At 74.8% G+C, this 15,000-nt stretch carries 16 protein-coding genes and 1 pseudogene; 9 read left to right on the plus strand and 8 right to left on the minus strand.

What is annotated here, in order from left to right:
• Window positions 1-2: 2 nt before the first annotated feature.
• Entirely contained in the window at window positions 3-548 is a 546-nt protein-coding gene (locus tag ACH495_RS00935) for a hypothetical protein (RefSeq protein WP_396855719.1), read from the plus strand.
• A gap of 10 nt (window positions 549-558) precedes the next feature.
• Here ACH495_RS00935 and ACH495_RS00940 read toward each other — a convergent pair whose 3' ends face one another.
• Window positions 559-1,149, minus strand: coding sequence for a dienelactone hydrolase family protein (locus ACH495_RS00940; protein ID WP_396855720.1), 591 nt, complete (start codon window positions 1,147-1,149; stop codon window positions 559-561).
• Between the two features lie 64 nt (window positions 1,150-1,213).
• Here ACH495_RS00940 and ACH495_RS00945 point away from each other — a divergent pair, with 64 nt between their 5' ends.
• Window positions 1,214-1,795, plus strand: a complete 582-nt coding sequence (locus ACH495_RS00945; RefSeq protein ID WP_396855721.1) for an ArsR/SmtB family transcription factor — start codon at window positions 1,214-1,216, stop codon at window positions 1,793-1,795.
• Window positions 1,796-1,872: 77 nt separating this feature from the next.
• A complete protein-coding gene (locus ACH495_RS00950; protein WP_396856485.1) occupies window positions 1,873-2,820 on the plus strand; it encodes an L-threonylcarbamoyladenylate synthase in 948 nt (315 codons plus the stop codon).
• An 8-nt stretch (window positions 2,821-2,828) separates the two neighbouring features.
• Here the strand turns inward: ACH495_RS00950 and ACH495_RS00955 are convergent, their stop codons facing one another.
• The gene (locus tag ACH495_RS00955) at window positions 2,829-7,301 is read right to left on the minus strand and encodes an HAD-IC family P-type ATPase (protein WP_396855722.1); all 4,473 of its coding nucleotides are present in this window, start codon (window positions 7,299-7,301) and stop codon (window positions 2,829-2,831) included.
• 157 nt (window positions 7,302-7,458) lie between these two features.
• Between ACH495_RS00955 and ACH495_RS00960 the strand changes: the two genes are divergently transcribed.
• The 4 genes from ACH495_RS00960 (at window position 7,459) to ACH495_RS00975 (ending at window position 10,348) form a co-directional block, all read left to right on the plus strand.
• On the plus strand, window positions 7,459-7,719 hold the full coding sequence (locus ACH495_RS00960) for a hypothetical protein (RefSeq protein ID WP_281933880.1): 261 nt from the start codon (window positions 7,459-7,461) through the stop codon (window positions 7,717-7,719).
• Window positions 7,720-7,773: 54 nt separating this feature from the next.
• Window positions 7,774-9,147, plus strand: coding sequence for an MFS transporter (locus ACH495_RS00965; RefSeq protein WP_396855723.1), 1,374 nt, complete (start codon window positions 7,774-7,776; stop codon window positions 9,145-9,147).
• Between the two features lie 449 nt (window positions 9,148-9,596).
• On the plus strand, window positions 9,597-9,746 hold the full coding sequence (locus ACH495_RS00970; protein ID WP_199199841.1) for a hypothetical protein: 150 nt from the start codon (window positions 9,597-9,599) through the stop codon (window positions 9,744-9,746).
• A gap of 53 nt (window positions 9,747-9,799) precedes the next feature.
• Window positions 9,800-10,348 (plus strand): YbaK/EbsC family protein, encoded by a 549-nt coding sequence (locus tag ACH495_RS00975; RefSeq protein ID WP_396855724.1) that lies wholly within the window; start codon window positions 9,800-9,802, stop codon window positions 10,346-10,348.
• A 36-nt stretch (window positions 10,349-10,384) separates the two neighbouring features.
• On the opposite strand, the gene ACH495_RS00980 is transcribed toward ACH495_RS00975, so the two are convergent.
• Genes ACH495_RS00980 through ACH495_RS00995 form a run of 4 tightly spaced genes read right to left on the minus strand, consistent with a single transcriptional unit; the run spans window position 10,385 to window position 13,733 of the window.
• A complete protein-coding gene (locus ACH495_RS00980; protein ID WP_396855725.1) occupies window positions 10,385-11,017 on the minus strand; it encodes a DsbA family protein in 633 nt (210 codons plus the stop codon).
• 20 nt (window positions 11,018-11,037) lie between these two features.
• Complete coding sequence (locus ACH495_RS00985) at window positions 11,038-11,463, minus strand: SufE family protein (RefSeq protein WP_396855726.1); 426 nt, start codon at window positions 11,461-11,463, stop codon at window positions 11,038-11,040.
• A gap of 26 nt (window positions 11,464-11,489) precedes the next feature.
• Window positions 11,490-11,909 carry a CBS domain-containing protein gene (locus ACH495_RS00990; RefSeq protein ID WP_396855727.1) on the minus strand — a complete coding sequence of 140 codons (420 nt, stop codon included), beginning with the start codon at window positions 11,907-11,909 and terminating at the stop codon, window positions 11,490-11,492.
• A 54-nt stretch (window positions 11,910-11,963) separates the two neighbouring features.
• Window positions 11,964-13,733, minus strand: a complete 1,770-nt coding sequence (locus ACH495_RS00995; protein ID WP_396855728.1) for a proline--tRNA ligase — start codon at window positions 13,731-13,733, stop codon at window positions 11,964-11,966.
• Window positions 13,734-13,803: 70 nt separating this feature from the next.
• Here ACH495_RS00995 and ACH495_RS01000 point away from each other — a divergent pair, with 70 nt between their 5' ends.
• Together ACH495_RS01000 and ACH495_RS01005 are read left to right on the plus strand one after the other, a co-directional pair.
• The gene (locus tag ACH495_RS01000; RefSeq protein WP_396855729.1) at window positions 13,804-14,178 is read left to right on the plus strand and encodes a VOC family protein; all 375 of its coding nucleotides are present in this window, start codon (window positions 13,804-13,806) and stop codon (window positions 14,176-14,178) included.
• Between the two features lie 37 nt (window positions 14,179-14,215).
• Entirely contained in the window at window positions 14,216-14,419 is a 204-nt protein-coding gene (locus ACH495_RS01005; protein ID WP_396855730.1) for a hypothetical protein, read from the plus strand.
• Here the strand turns inward: ACH495_RS01005 and ACH495_RS01010 are convergent.
• Window positions 14,394-14,585 carry a DUF397 domain-containing protein gene (locus tag ACH495_RS01010; RefSeq protein WP_396855731.1) on the minus strand — a complete coding sequence of 64 codons (192 nt, stop codon included), beginning with the start codon at window positions 14,583-14,585 and terminating at the stop codon, window positions 14,394-14,396. The genes ACH495_RS01005 and ACH495_RS01010 overlap by 26 nt on opposite strands.
• 62 nt (window positions 14,586-14,647) lie before the next feature.
• A pseudogene (locus ACH495_RS01015) lies at window positions 14,648-14,856 on the minus strand (DUF397 domain-containing protein).
• Between the last annotated feature and the right edge of the window lie 144 nt (window positions 14,857-15,000).

Genomic DNA, 15,000 nt, shown 5'->3' on the forward strand with positions numbered 1-15,000 from the left:
CCGTGCCCGTCTGGCGAAGTCCGCTGCTGGCCGACACCGTGGCGGGGCTGGAAAGAGAGATCCGTGGTGCCTGGGAGCTGCTGCTGCGCGAGCTGGACGTGGCTCCCGGGTCCCCGGAGGAGACCGAGCTGGCCTGGCTGGTCGTGGGCGATCCTGCGGCGTACGACTGGCGGACGGTGGACGGTGCGCTCGACCGACTGACGTGTCCCGCCTGCGGAGCCCGGTTGACCGGCGGGCCGGTGACCTGCGAGCAGTGCGAGTTCCACCACCGGATGCGGTTCGGGGCGCGGGAGGTCGACCGTCCGCACGTGACGCCCGGCAACGAGCATGCGGTACGGGTGGCGACCGCGGTGGTACGCACCCGGGAGCGGTACTCCCCCCGGGCGCGCGTGGGCTACGAGCTGGCGCTGCCGGAGCTGGTCGCGGGCGCGTTGCCCACCACTCCGCAGGCTCAGGCGGCCAAGGCGCTGATCAACAGGCTGACCGATGACGAGTGTGACCGGGTGGCGAGCTTCGCCGAGGTGGAGGCGCTGGCGAAGGGGCGCTGAGTTCCGTTGGTCACCCCAACCGGTCGAGGAGGTCGCGGCTGCGGGTCACCACCAGCGCGGTCGCCTCGGCGTCGTACGACGGGAGCGAGCTGTCGGTGAACAGGTGCCGGTCGCCGGGATAGACGAACAGCTCGGCCCGGTCCGGACCGACGATCGAGACCAGTTCGCGGGCGGCGTCGACGTCGCCCTCCAGCCCGAAGAACGGGTCCCGCTCCATGCCGTGCACCTGCACCGCCACGCCGTCGGGCCAGGGGCCGAGCGCCCATTCGCCGGTGACCGGCAGGCAGGCTTCGTAGAGCAGGGCGGCCCGCGCGCCGGGTCGGGTCTGGGCGAGTCGCTGGGCGATGGCGGCGCCCCAGGAGACGCCGGTGTGGACCAGGTCGGGGCGCAGGTCCGCGGCGATCTGGTCGGCGCGCTGGTCGAGGACGTCGGCGCCGATGCGCTTGACCAGCGCCGAACCCTCCTCGACGCTGGCCGGACGCTCGCCGTCGAAGAGGTCGGGGACGTGCACGGTGTGCCCGCCCGCACCGAGGGCTTCGGCGAGGGCGCGTACGCCGTCGGTGAGCCCTTGCAGGTGGTGGAAGAGGAGGATCTCGGCCATCTCTAGACTCCTGATTGTCGGACCAGAATCATCGAACGAACCAGAATGTTAGAACGGTCGAGAAATGTCGGTCAATAAGCGGGTCCCGGACTACGACCTTGACGACCTGCTCGTGGTCTCCGCACCCGAGCAGTTGCGTGCGCTCGCCGATCCCCTGCGGGGCACCCTGCTGGAGTTGCTGCTGGAGCGCGCGGCCACGGTCAACGAGCTGGCCCGGGCCGTGGGCCGGCCGAAGAGCAGCGTGGCCTACCACGTGAACCAGCTCGTCGACGCCGGGTTGCTGCGGGTGGTGCGTACCCGCCGGATCCGGGCCATCGAGGAACGCTTCTACGGCCGGGTCGCGCGCACGTTCTACGTCGGCACGCTCAACCGGCCGGAGGACCGGCAGGTCGTCGCCCGGATCAACGGTCTGGCCGAGGCCGCGGCGGAGGCCGCCGCCGCACACGCCGCCGACGAGCTTCGGTGCACGCTGGTGCACGCGCGCATCCCGGTCGAGGACGTGCGGGAGTTCTGGGCGGAGGTGCAGGCGCTGGCCCGGCGGTTCGCCCAGATTCCCCGCGCCGGCGACCAGGTGTACGGCTTCGCCGCCGGCCTCTACCCCACCGACGCGCCCACCCTCCCCGATGCGGAGCACCCCGCCGACTGACGGTGCGGCGGGGCCGGGACGGGGCGGCGAGCGGGGCAGGCTAGCGTCGCAGCGTGAGCACCGGAACCCCGCGCGTCCTGCCGGCCGGCAGTGGCATCGACGAGGCCGCCGCCGTCCTGCGCGCCGGCGGGCTGGTCGCCTTTCCCACCGAGACGGTCTACGGGCTGGGCGCGAACGCGCTCGACGCCCGGGCCGCGGCGCGGATCTTCGAGGCGAAGGCCCGGCCCAGCTTCGACCCGCTGATCAGCCACCTGGCCGACGCCGCCGACCTGCCCGGGCTGGTCGGCGCCGTGCCGCCGGCCGTGGCCGCGCTGGCGGAGCGGTTCTGGCCCGGCCCGCTCACGCTGATCGTGGACCGGCCGGCGGCGATCCCGCCGATCGTCACCTCCGGCCTGGACACCATGGCCGTCCGGGTGCCCGACGAGCCGGCCGCCCGGGCGCTGATCGCCGCCGCCGGCGTGCCGGTGGCCGCGCCGAGCGCCAACCGGTTCGGGCAGCTCAGCCCCACCCGGGCCGAGCACGTGGTGGCCGGGCTGGGCGGCGCGGTGGACGTGGTGCTCGACGGCGGGCCCACCCGCTGCGGCATCGAGTCGACCATCGTGGACGCGCGGGGCGAGCGGCCGGTGGTGCTGCGGCTGGGCGCGCTGCCGGTCGAGGCGCTGGTCGAGGCGGTCGGACCGGTCGACGTACGCCAGGGCAGTTCCGGCCAGCCGGTCGCGCCCGGGACGCTGGCCGCGCACTACGCTCCGCGTACCCCGTTGCGGTTGGGTGCGGCGGGCGCGCGCGACGGCGGCCGACGGGGATTCCTGGCCTTCCGGGAGCCGCCGGCGGACGGCGACTGGGCGGCGGTGGAGGTGCTGTCTCCCGCCGGTGACCTGCCGGCGGCCGCCGCGCGCCTCTTCGACGCGCTGCACCGGCTGGACGCGGCCGGGGTGACCGAGATCGTCGCCGAGCCGGTACCCGACGAAGGGGTCGGGCGGGCGATCAACGACCGGCTGCGCCGGGCCGCCGCCACCTGGCAGTAGGGCGTCCGTCAGGACGAGCCGGGCTGCGGCAGGCGGTCCACCAGCCGGGTCAGCGCGCCGTTGGCGAACGTCGCGCCGAGCGCCGAACCGGTGGCGATGGTCCAGCCCACCGGGCCGAGCGGTGTGCAGCCGAAGAACTGGCTGACCCCGGGCGTCTGCACCACCAGGACCAGCACGCCGACGGACGCGGCGGTGGCGGCCAGCACGGTGGGGCTGGTGCCGCCGGCCAGCACGGTCTGGCCGAGCTGGGTGCCGATCAGCGAGGCGAGCGCGACGGTGCCGGCCCGGCGTTGCGTGCCGGTCCACCGGGCCAGCGTCCAGCCGGCGGTCGCGCCCAGCGTGGTCGCCGCCGCGCGCAGCCCGATCTCCCGGGTCATGGTGGCGCCGAGCGACGAGTCGGGGCCCTCCCGCAGCAGGTGGTCGGCGCGGTCGTCGGCCGGCGGCCGGACCGCGATGGCCAGCGCCGGCGCCAGGTCGGTGAGCAGGTTGACCAGCAGCAGTTGCCGCCCGGTCAGCGCGGACCGGCCGGTCGAGGCGGCGGTCAGCACGCTGAACGCGATCTCGCCGAGGTTGCCGCCGACCAGGATGCTCAGCGCGTGCCGTACCGACGACCACATGGCCCGCCCCTCGACCAGCGTGGCGATGATCGTCTCCAGCCGGTCGTCGGTGACCACCAGGTCGGCGGCGGCGCGGGCGGCCGGGGTGCCGCGCTGGCCGAGCGCGATGCCGACGTCGGCCAGCCGGATCGCCGGGGCGTCGTTGGCGCCGTCGCCGGTCATCGCCACGGTCCGGCCCTGACGCTGCAACGCCTGGATGATCCGTACCTTGTGGGCGGGCGTGCAGCGGGCCACCACGTCGGTGGCCATCAGCCGCTCGGCGAGCGCGGCGTCGTCGAGCCGGTCCAGGTCGGTGGCGGTCACCACCCGCTGCTCGCCGTGGTCGGGACTGATGGTGGCGGCGATCGCCTCGGCGGTGGCCGGATGGTCGCCGGTGATCATGACGGTGTGCACGCCGGCGGCCCGGATCCGCGCCACCGCCGGCCGGGCGCTCTCCCGCACCCCGTCCGCGAGCGTCAGGAAGCCCACGAAGACCAGCCCGTCGACCTGCTCGTCGGTGACCGCGTCGGTGGACACCTGACACTCGGCCACGGCGAGGATGCGGTGCCCGGCGCCGGCCCGGCCGGCCAGCATGGCCTGCACCTCGTCCCGGCCGGCCGCGTCCAACGGCCGGTCACCGGCCGCCGTCCGCCGGGACGCGCAGCGCGGCAGCACCGACTCGGGCGCGCCCTTCACGCTGAGCAGCGACCCGTCGGCGGTGCGGCCGACAGTGGCGCTGTAGCCCCGGGACGGCTCGAACGGCAGCCCGCCGGTGGCGGTCCACTCCGCCGCCCCGGTGCGCTCGGTCACCCCGGCCGCGTTCGCGCCCCGACGTACCGCGCGGTCGGTCTGCTGCGGCAACTCGTCCGGGTCCGCGGCGGCCGGCGTGGCCCGCAGCGCCGCGGCCAGCGTCGACCGGAGGGGCTCGTCGTCGAGGCGGTCCGCCGGGGCGTACCGGTCGTCGCCGGTGCCGACGCCGGCCAGCAGCAGCTTCCCCTCGGTCAGGGTGCCGGTCTTGTCGAAGCAGAGCACGTCGACCCGGCCCAGCGCCTCGATGGTGCGGGGGTTGCGGACCAGCGCGCCGTGCTCGGCCAGCCGCCGCGCCGCCGCCAGCTGCGCGGCGCTGACCAGGAACGGCAGCCCCTCCGGCACCGACGCCACGGCCAGGTTCGCGGCGGTCGCCGCCGTCTCGGCCAGGGGTACGCCCCGCAGCAGCCCCGCCCCGGCCACCGCGATCGCCGACCCGGCCGCCAGCGGTACGGCGGTGCTGGTCAGCTTCCCCAGCCGCGCCTCCACGCCGCTGACCGGCGGGGTCTGCCGGGCCAGCGCCAGGCTCCGCCCCGACTCCGTCGCCGCGCCGGTGGCCACCACCACGGCGGTGCCGTGCCCGGCGGCCGCGGTGGTGCCCTCGAACAGCATCGAGTGCCGCTCGGCGATCGCGGCCGCGACCACCGGGTCGGGGCTCTTCGCCACCGGCAGCGACTCACCGGTCAGGGACGACTCGTCGGCCTCCAGCCCGTCGCTGGTCAGCACCCGGCAGTCGGCCGGTACGGCGTCACCGGAGGAGATGCTGATCACGTCACCGGGCACCAGGTCCTCGGCGGGGACCACCCGTTCCGCGCCGTCGCGCCGCACCCGCGCGGTGACCGCCGAGCGGGACAACAGTTCGGCCAGCGAGCGTTCGGTGTTGCGCTGGTGCACGGCGCCGATCAGCGCGGAACCGCCGACTAGGCCGCCGACCAGGGCCGCGTCGACGAGTGAGCCGAACGTGGCGGAGAGCACCGCGCCGGCGGCCAGCACCGGGGTGAGCGGGTTCGACAGCTCGTCGACGAACGCGCGGAGCAGCCCGGCCGGCCCGTGCGCGTCGCCGGCCGCGGCGCCCCGGCGACGGTCCGCCTCCTCGTCGGTCAGCCCGCCGGGGCGGGTGCCGAGCTGGTCGAGGACGGTCTCCACCGGCATGAGGTGCCAGGCGGTGAGCGCGGGCACCGGGGTGCCGGTACGGTCCGGCAGCCGGTGTGCCCGGAACACACCGTGCGCGAACGCGACCGCGGCGGCGCCGTTCACCGCCGCCATGGTCCGGCCGGGTAGCTGCCGCCGGTCGGCGGTGAACGCGCCGAGCGCGCCGAGCCCGCTGCCGGCCATGGCGATCCGGATGTTCTGCCCGGTCATCCGGCGCGCGACCCCGGCGGCGTCGACGAGCAGGGCCGGGATGCGCAGGTCGTCGCCGACCAGCAGGTGTGCGCCCCACGGGGGCAGGTCGTCGGGCGCGGACACGCCGAGACCGCAGTCGGCGGCGGCGAGCGCCGGCCGGTCGCCGGAGACCACCAGCACCACCGCGCCCTCGCGTTGCAGGTCGCGTACCGCGCCGGCGAGCCGGGCCCCACCCGGCACCCGCCGGTCCGCGTCGTCGTGGCCGCCGTCCGCGGCGCCGCCGATCACGAGCCGGAAGCCGGCCTGGCGGGCGGCGGACATGAGCGCGTCCACCCCGGGGGCGGGTTCCGGCTCGACCCGCAGCACGGCGGCGAGCCGGCCGCCCTCGGCCAGTCCGAGCAGCCGTCCGCCGTCGGCGCGCAGCCGTTCGCTGTCCGGGGTGTCCCCGGGATCCTCGACGTCCAGGTGGTCCAGCGGCCCGATCCGCCAGCCGCCGTCGGCGCGTACCGCGTCCGGGTCGGCGGGGTCGAAGAGGGCGAACGCCCGGGCGGCCACCTGGCCGGTGTCGGCGCCGGGCAGCGGCGCCAGGTCGGCGAGCACGCCCCGGTCGGAGCCGAGCACCGCCGCGTCCAGCAGCACCGTGTCGATCCGGTCCAACTCGCGCAGCACGCTCCGGTCCATCGCGATCACGCCGCGCCGGGCCAGCATCCGGCCGAGCTGCGCCGCGTACCCTTCGCGTCCGCTGCCGGGTGCCTTGGACAGCGAGGAGAGCGCCAGCGCGGCGGCCCGCTTGCCGCCGGCCACCGGGAGCGCCGCCGCGCCGGCGGCCGCGCCGGCCGTGAGCATCCGCTGGACGTAGCGCTCGGCCTGGCCGTCCGGGACCGGGCAGGGACGCTCGCCGTCCGGCACCCGCGCGACCGCCCGCTCCGGGTCGCCGGTCAGCCCCGGTTCGGCCCGGCTCCAGGCGGCGAGTTGGGCGCGCGCCTCACCCCACTGCACCACCCGCTGCGCGCCGTCGAGCACGATGCCGGCCCAGCCGCCGGTCAGGCCCTGCACCACCGCCTCGGCCAGCGGGAAGAACACCTCGGCGCGGGGGTCGGCGCGCAGGCCCCGGTCGGCCAGCGCGTGCAGCTTCGGGTGCAGGTCGACCGCGGTCAGCAGGCCCGCGACCTCGCCGGGGACGGGCGTGAACGGCAGGATCCGGGTGGCCGCGGAGATGGTCAGGCCGAGCGCGTCGGAGGCCAGCGCGCCGAGCGTACGGGGGGTGCGGGGCCCTTCCTCGGGCGGATGCGGCGGCGGGATCTCCGGGTCCGGCTCGTACGGGCAGGTGTGCTCGGCGCGCGCCACCGTGTCGATGAGGTCCCGCAGCTTCGGCGCCGGTTCCCGGGTGGCGACCACCACCCGGCCGGAGGGCGCGTTCACCCGCGCCCAGGCCACCCCCGGGACGGCCGCCAGCGCCGCCTCGACCTGCCGGGCCAGCCGGTCCCCGCCGTCCTGACAGACACCGTGCACCTCGATGTGGTGCCGGCCGTCGGCGGACCACACCCGACGGCGGGTCAGACCGGTCACCCGGGCCAGCCGGGTGGCGGCGGCACCGACGGCGCCCGCCGCCTCGGCGATCCCGGGCGGCACGGGGGCACCCGGCAGGGCCGACCCGACGGTACGGGCGACCCGCGCGACCGCGTCCGGCACGGCGGCCGGCGACAGCAGGAGACCGGCGAAGCCGTACGCCATCTCGCCTCCCGGACTCGTCCCGGCGGCCCGACTTCCCGGCGCGGCGTCCGTTATGCCCTCCGGGAGGGGGAAGTTTCCCCACTGCCCGGGGCATGGACGCCGGGGGCGGTGGAATGCCGGTCGGGTCGATGCCGTCGTCGCAACCGGGGAGGCTGGGATGAGCACGCTGACACGACACCTGAGCGGCTCGCGGGAGATGGTCCGGGCGTACAGCCGGCGGGTGGACGTCCCGCTGCTGGGTGAGGTGGCGGTGCCCCCGCCGGACAAGTTGGCCTACTACGCCGGCATCGGGGTGCTCACCGCGCTCCAGGTCATCGAGTGGCCGCTGGCCCTGGTCATCACCGCCGGGCACGTCCTGGCCGACCAGCACTTCTCCGGTCTGGTGAAGGGCGTGGGCGAGGCGCTGGAGACCGCCTGACGAGACCGGGCCCACAGTTGACCTCAACCGCGGTTGAGGGCCCAGGCTGGGCTCATGACGATCGCCGCCACCGCCGTAGCGGAGGACCGGAACCTCTGGTCGCCGCGCCTGCGTGCCATGACCGTGGGCAGCGTCGCCCTGGTGTCGCTGCTCGCGTTCGAGGCACTCGCGGTGGGCACCGCCATGCCGACGGTCGCGCGCCACCTGGACGGGCTCGGCCTGTACGCGCTGGCCTTCGGCGGCCCGTTCGCCTCCGGCGTGGTGGCGATGGTGGCGTCCGGCATCTGGTGCGACGCGCGCGGGCCACGGCCGGCGATGTGGCACGGGGTCGCCTGGTTCGTCACCGGACTGGCGGTGGCGGGCGCCGCCACGACCATGGGGATGCTGGTCGTCGGGCGGGTGGTGCAGGGCTTCGGCTCCGGCCTGCTCTCCGTGGCGCTCTACGTGATCGTCGGGCACACGTACCCGGAGCGGCTGCGGCGGCGGATGTTCGCCGCCTTCGCCGCGGCCTGGGTGGTGCCGTCGCTCGTCGGTCCGGCGTTGGCCGGCCTGATCGTGGAGCACCTGGGCTGGCGCTGGGTGTTCCTCGCGGTGCCGGCGGTCGCGGTGCCGGCGGTGCTGCTGATCCAGCCGGGGTTGCGGACGCTGGCCGGCACCGTGCCGACCAGGCCGCCGGCCGGTGCGCTGGCCCGGGTGGGCTGGGCCTGCGGTGCCGGGGCGAGCGCCGCGCTGCTGCACTACGGGGGGCAGCAGCGCGGCGCGTTCGCCGCCGGCCTGATCGGCGTGGCGCTGGCCGGGTTGCTCGCCTGCGTACCCCGGTTGCTGCCGCCCGGGTTCCTGCGGGCCGCGCGCGGGCTGCCGACGGTGATCGGCCTGCGCGGGCTGGCGTCGGCCGCGTTCGTCGGCGCGGAGGTGGTGATCCCGCTGATGCTCTCCCGGGAGCGCGGGTTCACACCCACCGGTGCCGGGTTGGTGCTCACCGTCGGGGCGCTCTCCTGGTCGGTGGGGTCGTGGGCTCAGGGGCGGATCGCCGCGCCCCGCTCCGCGGCCAGCCTGCCCCGGGCCGGGCTGGCCTGCATCGCCGTCGGCACGGCGGGCGTCGCGTCGGCGCTGCTGCCGGGAGTTCCGGTGGCGCTCGCGGTGTCCGCCTGGGCGGTCGCCGGCCTCGGCATGGGACTGCTCTACCCCTCGCTGTCGGTGCTCACGCTGGAGCTGTCCGCCCCGGCCGAGCAGGGCCGGAACTCCTCGGCGCTGCAACTGGGCGACTCGCTGGCGGCCGCCACCGTGCTGGCGCTGACCGGGGCGCTGCTGGCCAGCGGGTCGTCACCCGGCCCGGCCAGCTACGCGGCCACGCTCGCCGTGGCGGCCGGCTGTGGCCTGCTCGGCCTGCTGCTCGCCGGCCGGGTGACCCCGTCGACGGCGGGCTGACCGCGTTCGCGGCCGACATGCACACGCTGCGTGATGCCCGCGCCGGAAGGTGTTGCTCGGCAGCGGTATACCTCTCCGGCATAATTATGCCTCCTTGTCATACCGCTCCGGGCCGGTCGTCTTCCGAGCGGGCGACACGCCCGAGCGGTCACGAATCGCCCCGGCATCCCGTCCCACCGTCGGCCGGACCGAACCGGCCCGGCGCGGGCCCGACGGGCTCCGCTTCGACGAGGCGGCCCGGAGCTGGTTGGCCGCCCGAGGGTCCCGCCGGCCGCTGCTGCCGGTGCGGATTCCCGGTCGGCTCGGCCGTGAGCTGCGCGCCGGTGCCCTCACCACGACCGCCAGGCCGACCGGCGTCCGGACCTGGGCCGACCACCTCGCTGACACGTACGGGGGAACCGGACGAAGATGAGACCGGATCGCGTCCGCTGTCGACCTACCGTGATCCCATGCTCGTCTTCGTCGCCACCGTGGTGCTCTACGTCTTCGGCTTCGTCTTCCTCTACGGCGTGATCCGGGTCGGCGTCCGGCACGGCATCCAGGATGCCGAGGCGAACCGCCCCGAGCCGCTGCAACGCCGCCAGCTCACCGAGGTGTGAGGCCCCACCCTGACGAGCGGATCGCGGGCGCGGGTGCGAGGATCGCACCCGTGATGGGGACGCTGAAGACCGAGTCGGCCCGGCTCCGGCTGGATCTGCTGGCCCCGCCGGTCGCCGCGGCGGTGGAGCGGTGGCCGGACGAGGCACCGGTGGACGTGGACGACGTGCTGGTCGCCCCGATCGACGCCGACCTGGCCGACACCGCGGCCTTCTGCGCTGCGTACGAGGTGGGGCTGGCGGAGTCCGCCAACTGCGTGGTGGTCGCCGGCAAGCGCGGCGGCGAGACCCGGTACGCCGCCTGCATCGTGCTCGCCACCACCCGGGTCGACGTGAACGGCGTGGTCCGCAAGCTGCTCGACGTGCGCAAGGCGAGCTTCGCGCCGATGGCCGAGGCGGTGGAGCTGACCGGGATGGAGTACGGCGGGATCACCCCGATCGGGCTGCCCGAGGAGTGGCCGATCCTGGTCGACGCACGGGTGATCGCCACGCCCCACGTGATCATCGGGTCGGGCGTACGGCGCAGCAAGATCGCCGTGCCCGGGCCGGCGCTCGGCGCGCTGCCCGGGGCGCAGGTGGTGGACGGGCTGGCCCGGCCCGCCTAGCCGCTCACCCGCATCGATCTTGTTCCACGTGAAACATCACCGGGCTGCCTCGCGCTGCGCGACCTCACGCAGCGCGGCGAGCAGCGTCTCCGGCTCCTGGGCGCCGGTCACGGCGTACTTCCCGGCCAGCACGAACGTCGGCACGCTGGAGACGCCGAGCTGGTGCGCGGCGCTCAGCTCGGCGGCCACCTCGCGGCGGCCGAGGTTCGACGTCAGGTAGCGGCGCGCCTCGGTCTCGTCCAGCCCCGCCTCACCGGCGAGCGCGACCAGCACGTCGATCGAACCGACGTCGAGGCCGTCGAAGAAGTGCGCCCGGTAGAGTCGCTCGACCGTCTCGGCGGCCCGACCGTGCTCGGTGGCGAACCGCACCAGCCGGTGCGCGTCGAACGTGTTCGCCGCCACCGCGCGGTCGAACCGCAGGTCGAGTCCCGCGCCCGCGGCGACACCGGAGACGTGGGCGGCCATGCCCTCGGCCTTGTCCCGGCCACCGAACTTGTCAGCGAGCGCGTCGAGCAGCGGCCTCGGCTCGGTGACCGGTGTCGGGTCGAGCTGGAACGGCCGGTACCGGACGGTCACCTCACCCTCGTACGAGTCGAGGGCCTGCTCGAGCCGGCGCTTGCCGATCCAGCACCAGGGGCAGACGACGTCGGCGTAGATCTCGATCTCCATGACCAGCGACAACCCGCCGGTCAGGCGATCTGTTCCCGGACCTGCCGCTTCAGCCGGGCCAGGATGGCCGTGCCGCCGCGTACCCGCAGCGGGCTGATCGCCTGGGCCAACCCCATCCGTTGGTAGAGGTCGTCCGGCACGGCCAGCACCTGGTCGGCGCTCGCCCCGGCCAGCCCCTCGGCGAGGATGCCGGCGAACGCCCGGGTGGTGGGCGCCTCCGGCGGGCAGTCGAAGACCGTGGTCACCGTCTTGTCCGGGTTCACCTCGGCGCGCAGGAAGAACGCGGTCTGGCACTCGGGGACCTGCTCCAGCTCCTCCCGGTCGACGCCCGCCGGCAGCGGCGGGATCACGTCGGCGAACTCCAGCAGCATCTCCAGCACGACGTCGCGCGGGGCGGCGGCGAACTCGTCGACGATCTCGGCCAGCTTGGTCGGCATCTCGGGCATGTGTCGAGGCTATCCGCCGCCGCCTTTCACGCGTTCGGGGCGGCCTGGCTGATGTCGCTGAGCGCCGACTGGGGGTCGAGCTGCATGGCCAGATCGCCGAGGGAGACGATGCCGACCAGCTTCCGATCGCTGTCGCAGACCAGCACCCGGCGGATGTTGCGCTCGCGCATCAACGCGGCCGCCTCGTTCGCCGTGCAGTGCTGCTCGATCATGACGACCTCACGCGTGATGATCGACCCGATCGTGGTGGTGCCCGGATCGGCGCGCTCGGCGACGGCCCGCACCACGATGTCCCGGTCGGTCAACATGCCGGCGAGCGTGGCGCCGTCGGTCACCACCACGTCGCCGATGTCCGACTCCTTCATCACCCGGGCCGCCTCGTCCAACGGGGTCTCCGCGGAAAGGTAGACAACCTGCTTCGTCATCACGTCACTGACGCGGTACATGAGAGCCTCCGAACGCTACGGTCGATCCGATTGCGGTACCCGGTGGGGCGATCGCTACACCCGGTTGCGGCGCGTCGCGTCCAGTTCGCCGAGCACGCGCTCGACGACGGCCTCCACCGACAGCTCGGTGCGCTCACCGGTGGCCCGGTCACGCAGCTCGACGTACCCGTCGGTGAGGCGGCGGCCGACCACAACGGCGCGCGGGATGCCGATCAGCTCGGCGTCGGTGAACTTCACCCCGGCGGAGACGTGCGAGCGGTCGTCGACCAGCACCCGCAGGCCCGCGGCGGCGAGCCGTCCGCCGAGCTCCAGCGCCGCGTCGAGCTGCGGCCCCTTCCCGGCCGCCACCAGGTGTACGTCGCACGGCGCGACAGCGGCCGGCCAGACCAGCCCGCGGTCGTCGTGGTGCTGCTCGGCCACGGCGGCGACCGCCCGGGACACGCCGATGCCGTAGCAGCCCATGGTGGGCCGGACCGGCTTGCCGTCGGAGCCGAGCACGTCGACCGCGAACGCGTCGGTGTAGCGGCGGCCGAGCTGGAAGACGTGCCCCACCTCGATGCCGCGCCGCATGGTCAGCTCACCGTCCGCGCAGGCCGGGCAGGGGTCACCGGGCCGCACCTCGGCCGCCTCGATGGTGCCGTCGGGCCCGAAGTCGCGCCCGCACACCACGTCGGTGGCGTGCCGCCCCGGCTCGTTCGCCCCGGTCAGCCACGTGGTGCCGGGGACCACCCGGGGGTCGACCAGGTAGCGGATCCCGTGCTTGGCCAGGATCTGCGGCCCGAGATAGCCACGCACCAGCTCCGGGTGCGCGGCCCAGTCGTCGAACACGGCCACGGTGGCCGGGGCCAGCACCGCCCCGACCCGTTTCAGGTCCACCTCGCGGTCCCCGGGCAGGCCGACGACCAGCAGCTCGGCGCGTTCGGCGCCGGGCCGGCGGACGGCCAGCACCACGTTCTTCAACGTGTCGGCCGCCGTCCAACCGGTACGCCCGGCGAGCGCGCGGGCGTTCGCCAGGTCGACCAGGGCCGCGATGGTCGGCGTCTCCGGGGTGTCGTGCACCTCCGTGGCAGGATGGGCGTCCGGGTCGCCGGCGGCCGGGGCGCGGGTCACCACCGCCTCCGTGTTGGCCGCGTAGTCGCAGGCCGTGCAGCCCACGTAGGTGTCCTCACCGACCGGCGTGGCGGCCAGGAACTCCTCGGACGCGGAGCCGCCCATCGCCCCGGACATCGCGCGCACCACGGTGAAGTCCAGCCCGAGCCGGGTGAAGATCCGCTGGTACGCCTCGCGGTGCCGGGCGTAGGCGGCCCGGAGCCCGGCCGGGTCCAGGTCGAAGGAGTAGGCGTCCTTCATCAGGAACTCGCGTCCGCGCAGCACGCCGGCCCGGGGGCGGGCCTCGTCCCGGAACTTCGTCTGGATCTGGAACAGCGTCACCGGGAAGTCGCGGTAGGAGTGGAACAGGTCCTTCACCAGCAGCGCGGCCATCTCCTCATGGGTCGGCGCCAGCAGGTGCTCGGCGCCCCTGCGGTCGGCGAGCGTGAAGATGTCGTCGCCGTACTCGGTCCACCGCCCGCTGGTCCGGTAGGGCTCCGCCGGCAGCAGCGCCGGGAAGTGCACCTCCTGGTCGCCGATCGCCACCATCTCGTCCCGGACGATCGCGGTGATCCGGTCCAGCACCAGCTTGCCCAGCGGCAGCCAGGTGTAGCCGCCCGGCGCGGCCCGGCGGACGTAGCCGGCGCGGAGCAGCAGCCGGTGGCTCGGCACCTCCGCGTCGGCCGGGTCCTCGCGCAGGGTCCGGAGCAGCAGGGTCGACATGCGCAGCAGCATTGCCGCAGCGTACGGCGACCACGGCCGGCGACGCGATCCGTTTCGGGGCCGATGGGGTAGGAAGGCCGGTATGAGTGACCGACCGCGATTCTCGTTGACGTCGACAGTGCTCGACGCGCCGTCCGCCCAGGAACTCGCCGTGTTCTACGAGCGGCTGCTCGACTGGCCGCGACGCGAGGACGAGCCGGACTGGGTCGTGCTGGCGTCCCCGGACGGCGGTGCCACGCTGGCGTTCCAGGACGAGCCGGCGTACGTACGTCCGGTGTGGCCGGCCGGGCCGGGCGATCCGCCGATGATGCTCCACCTCGACATCAAGGTCGACGACCTCGACGTGGCCTCGGCGTACGCGGTGTCGCTCGGGGCCACGCTGGCCGACTACCAGCCCCAGGACGACGTGCGGGTGCACCTCGACCCGGTCGGTCACCCGTTCTGCCTCTATCTCTGACCGGCCGCCGGCTCGGATCGCGGCGCCCTTCACCGACGTGACGGTGGAGCGTTACCTGGACGAGCTGCCGGTCCCCGCCGTGGCACCGGTGCTGGCGTACCTCGCCAGCATGGTCGGGCCGCTCACCGCCGCGCAGGAGTCGGCCGCCGGGAACGTGGTCCGGGCCCGCATCGAGGCGGCGGGCACCTTCCGGGTACGCAAGCACACGGTGTTGATCAGCGCGACGCGTAGCCCTCGCTGACCCGGACGAAGGCACGCCAGGCGTCGGCGGTGAAGGTGAGCACGGGACCGGTCGGGTCCTTGCTGTCCCGCACCCCGACCACCCCGACCAGATTGCCCGCCACCTCGACGCATTCGCTCTGGCCGCTGCGGGTGGACTTCCGCCAGATCGCGTCGGTCAGCTCCATGACTCGACCACTTCCTTCATCAGCTCGATCGACGACGGGGCGAGGTTTGATCGTTGAGCGGCCTACGAACTTGATGGCGTGAATGGGTCGCGGTCGGCGCTGACCCGCACGAAGGCGCGCCAGGCGTCGGCGGTGAAGGCGAGCACGGGACCGGTTGGGTCCTTGCTGTCCCGCACCCCACCATCCCGACCAGATTGCCCGCCACCTCGACGCAGTCGCCCTGCGTGCCGCTGCGGGTGGACTTCCGCCAGATCGCCCCGGTCAGCTCCATGAGGTCATCACTTCCTTCATCAGCTCGGCCGACCGTTGGCGCGGAAGCGCCTCGCTCCGGACACTCTCCCATCTGGACAGCAGAGCACGAGCGTCCCGAACTCCTCCTGACTCAGCTCGGCCTTCAGCCGCAGCCGGCGGAGTT

It is taken from the genome of Micromonospora sp. NPDC018662, from assembly GCF_044391475.1.
Taxonomy (GTDB): domain Bacteria; phylum Actinomycetota; class Actinomycetes; order Mycobacteriales; family Micromonosporaceae; genus Micromonospora.

Coding starts and splice junctions, on each gene's coding strand:
- ACH495_RS00940 (WP_396855720.1), bottom strand. CDS start 1,149: ATGGCCGAGATCCTCCTCTTCCACCACCTGCAAGGGCTCACCGACGGC.
- ACH495_RS00945 (WP_396855721.1), top strand. CDS start 1,214: ATGTCGGTCAATAAGCGGGTCCCGGACTACGACCTTGACGACCTGCTC.
- ACH495_RS00955 (WP_396855722.1), bottom strand. CDS start 7,301: ATGGCGTACGGCTTCGCCGGTCTCCTGCTGTCGCCGGCCGCCGTGCCG.
- ACH495_RS00960 (WP_281933880.1), top strand. CDS start 7,459: ATGAGCACGCTGACACGACACCTGAGCGGCTCGCGGGAGATGGTCCGG.
- ACH495_RS00965 (WP_396855723.1), top strand. CDS start 7,774: ATGACGATCGCCGCCACCGCCGTAGCGGAGGACCGGAACCTCTGGTCG.
- ACH495_RS00970 (WP_199199841.1), top strand. CDS start 9,597: ATGCTCGTCTTCGTCGCCACCGTGGTGCTCTACGTCTTCGGCTTCGTC.
- ACH495_RS00975 (WP_396855724.1), top strand. CDS start 9,800: ATGGGGACGCTGAAGACCGAGTCGGCCCGGCTCCGGCTGGATCTGCTG.
- ACH495_RS00980 (WP_396855725.1), bottom strand. CDS start 11,017: ATGGAGATCGAGATCTACGCCGACGTCGTCTGCCCCTGGTGCTGGATC.
- ACH495_RS00985 (WP_396855726.1), bottom strand. CDS start 11,463: ATGCCCGAGATGCCGACCAAGCTGGCCGAGATCGTCGACGAGTTCGCC.
- ACH495_RS00990 (WP_396855727.1), bottom strand. CDS start 11,909: ATGTACCGCGTCAGTGACGTGATGACGAAGCAGGTTGTCTACCTTTCC.
- ACH495_RS00995 (WP_396855728.1), bottom strand. CDS start 13,733: ATGCTGCTGCGCATGTCGACCCTGCTGCTCCGGACCCTGCGCGAGGAC.
- ACH495_RS01000 (WP_396855729.1), top strand. CDS start 13,804: ATGAGTGACCGACCGCGATTCTCGTTGACGTCGACAGTGCTCGACGCG.
- ACH495_RS01010 (WP_396855731.1), bottom strand. CDS start 14,585: ATGGAGCTGACCGACGCGATCTGGCGGAAGTCCACCCGCAGCGGCCAG.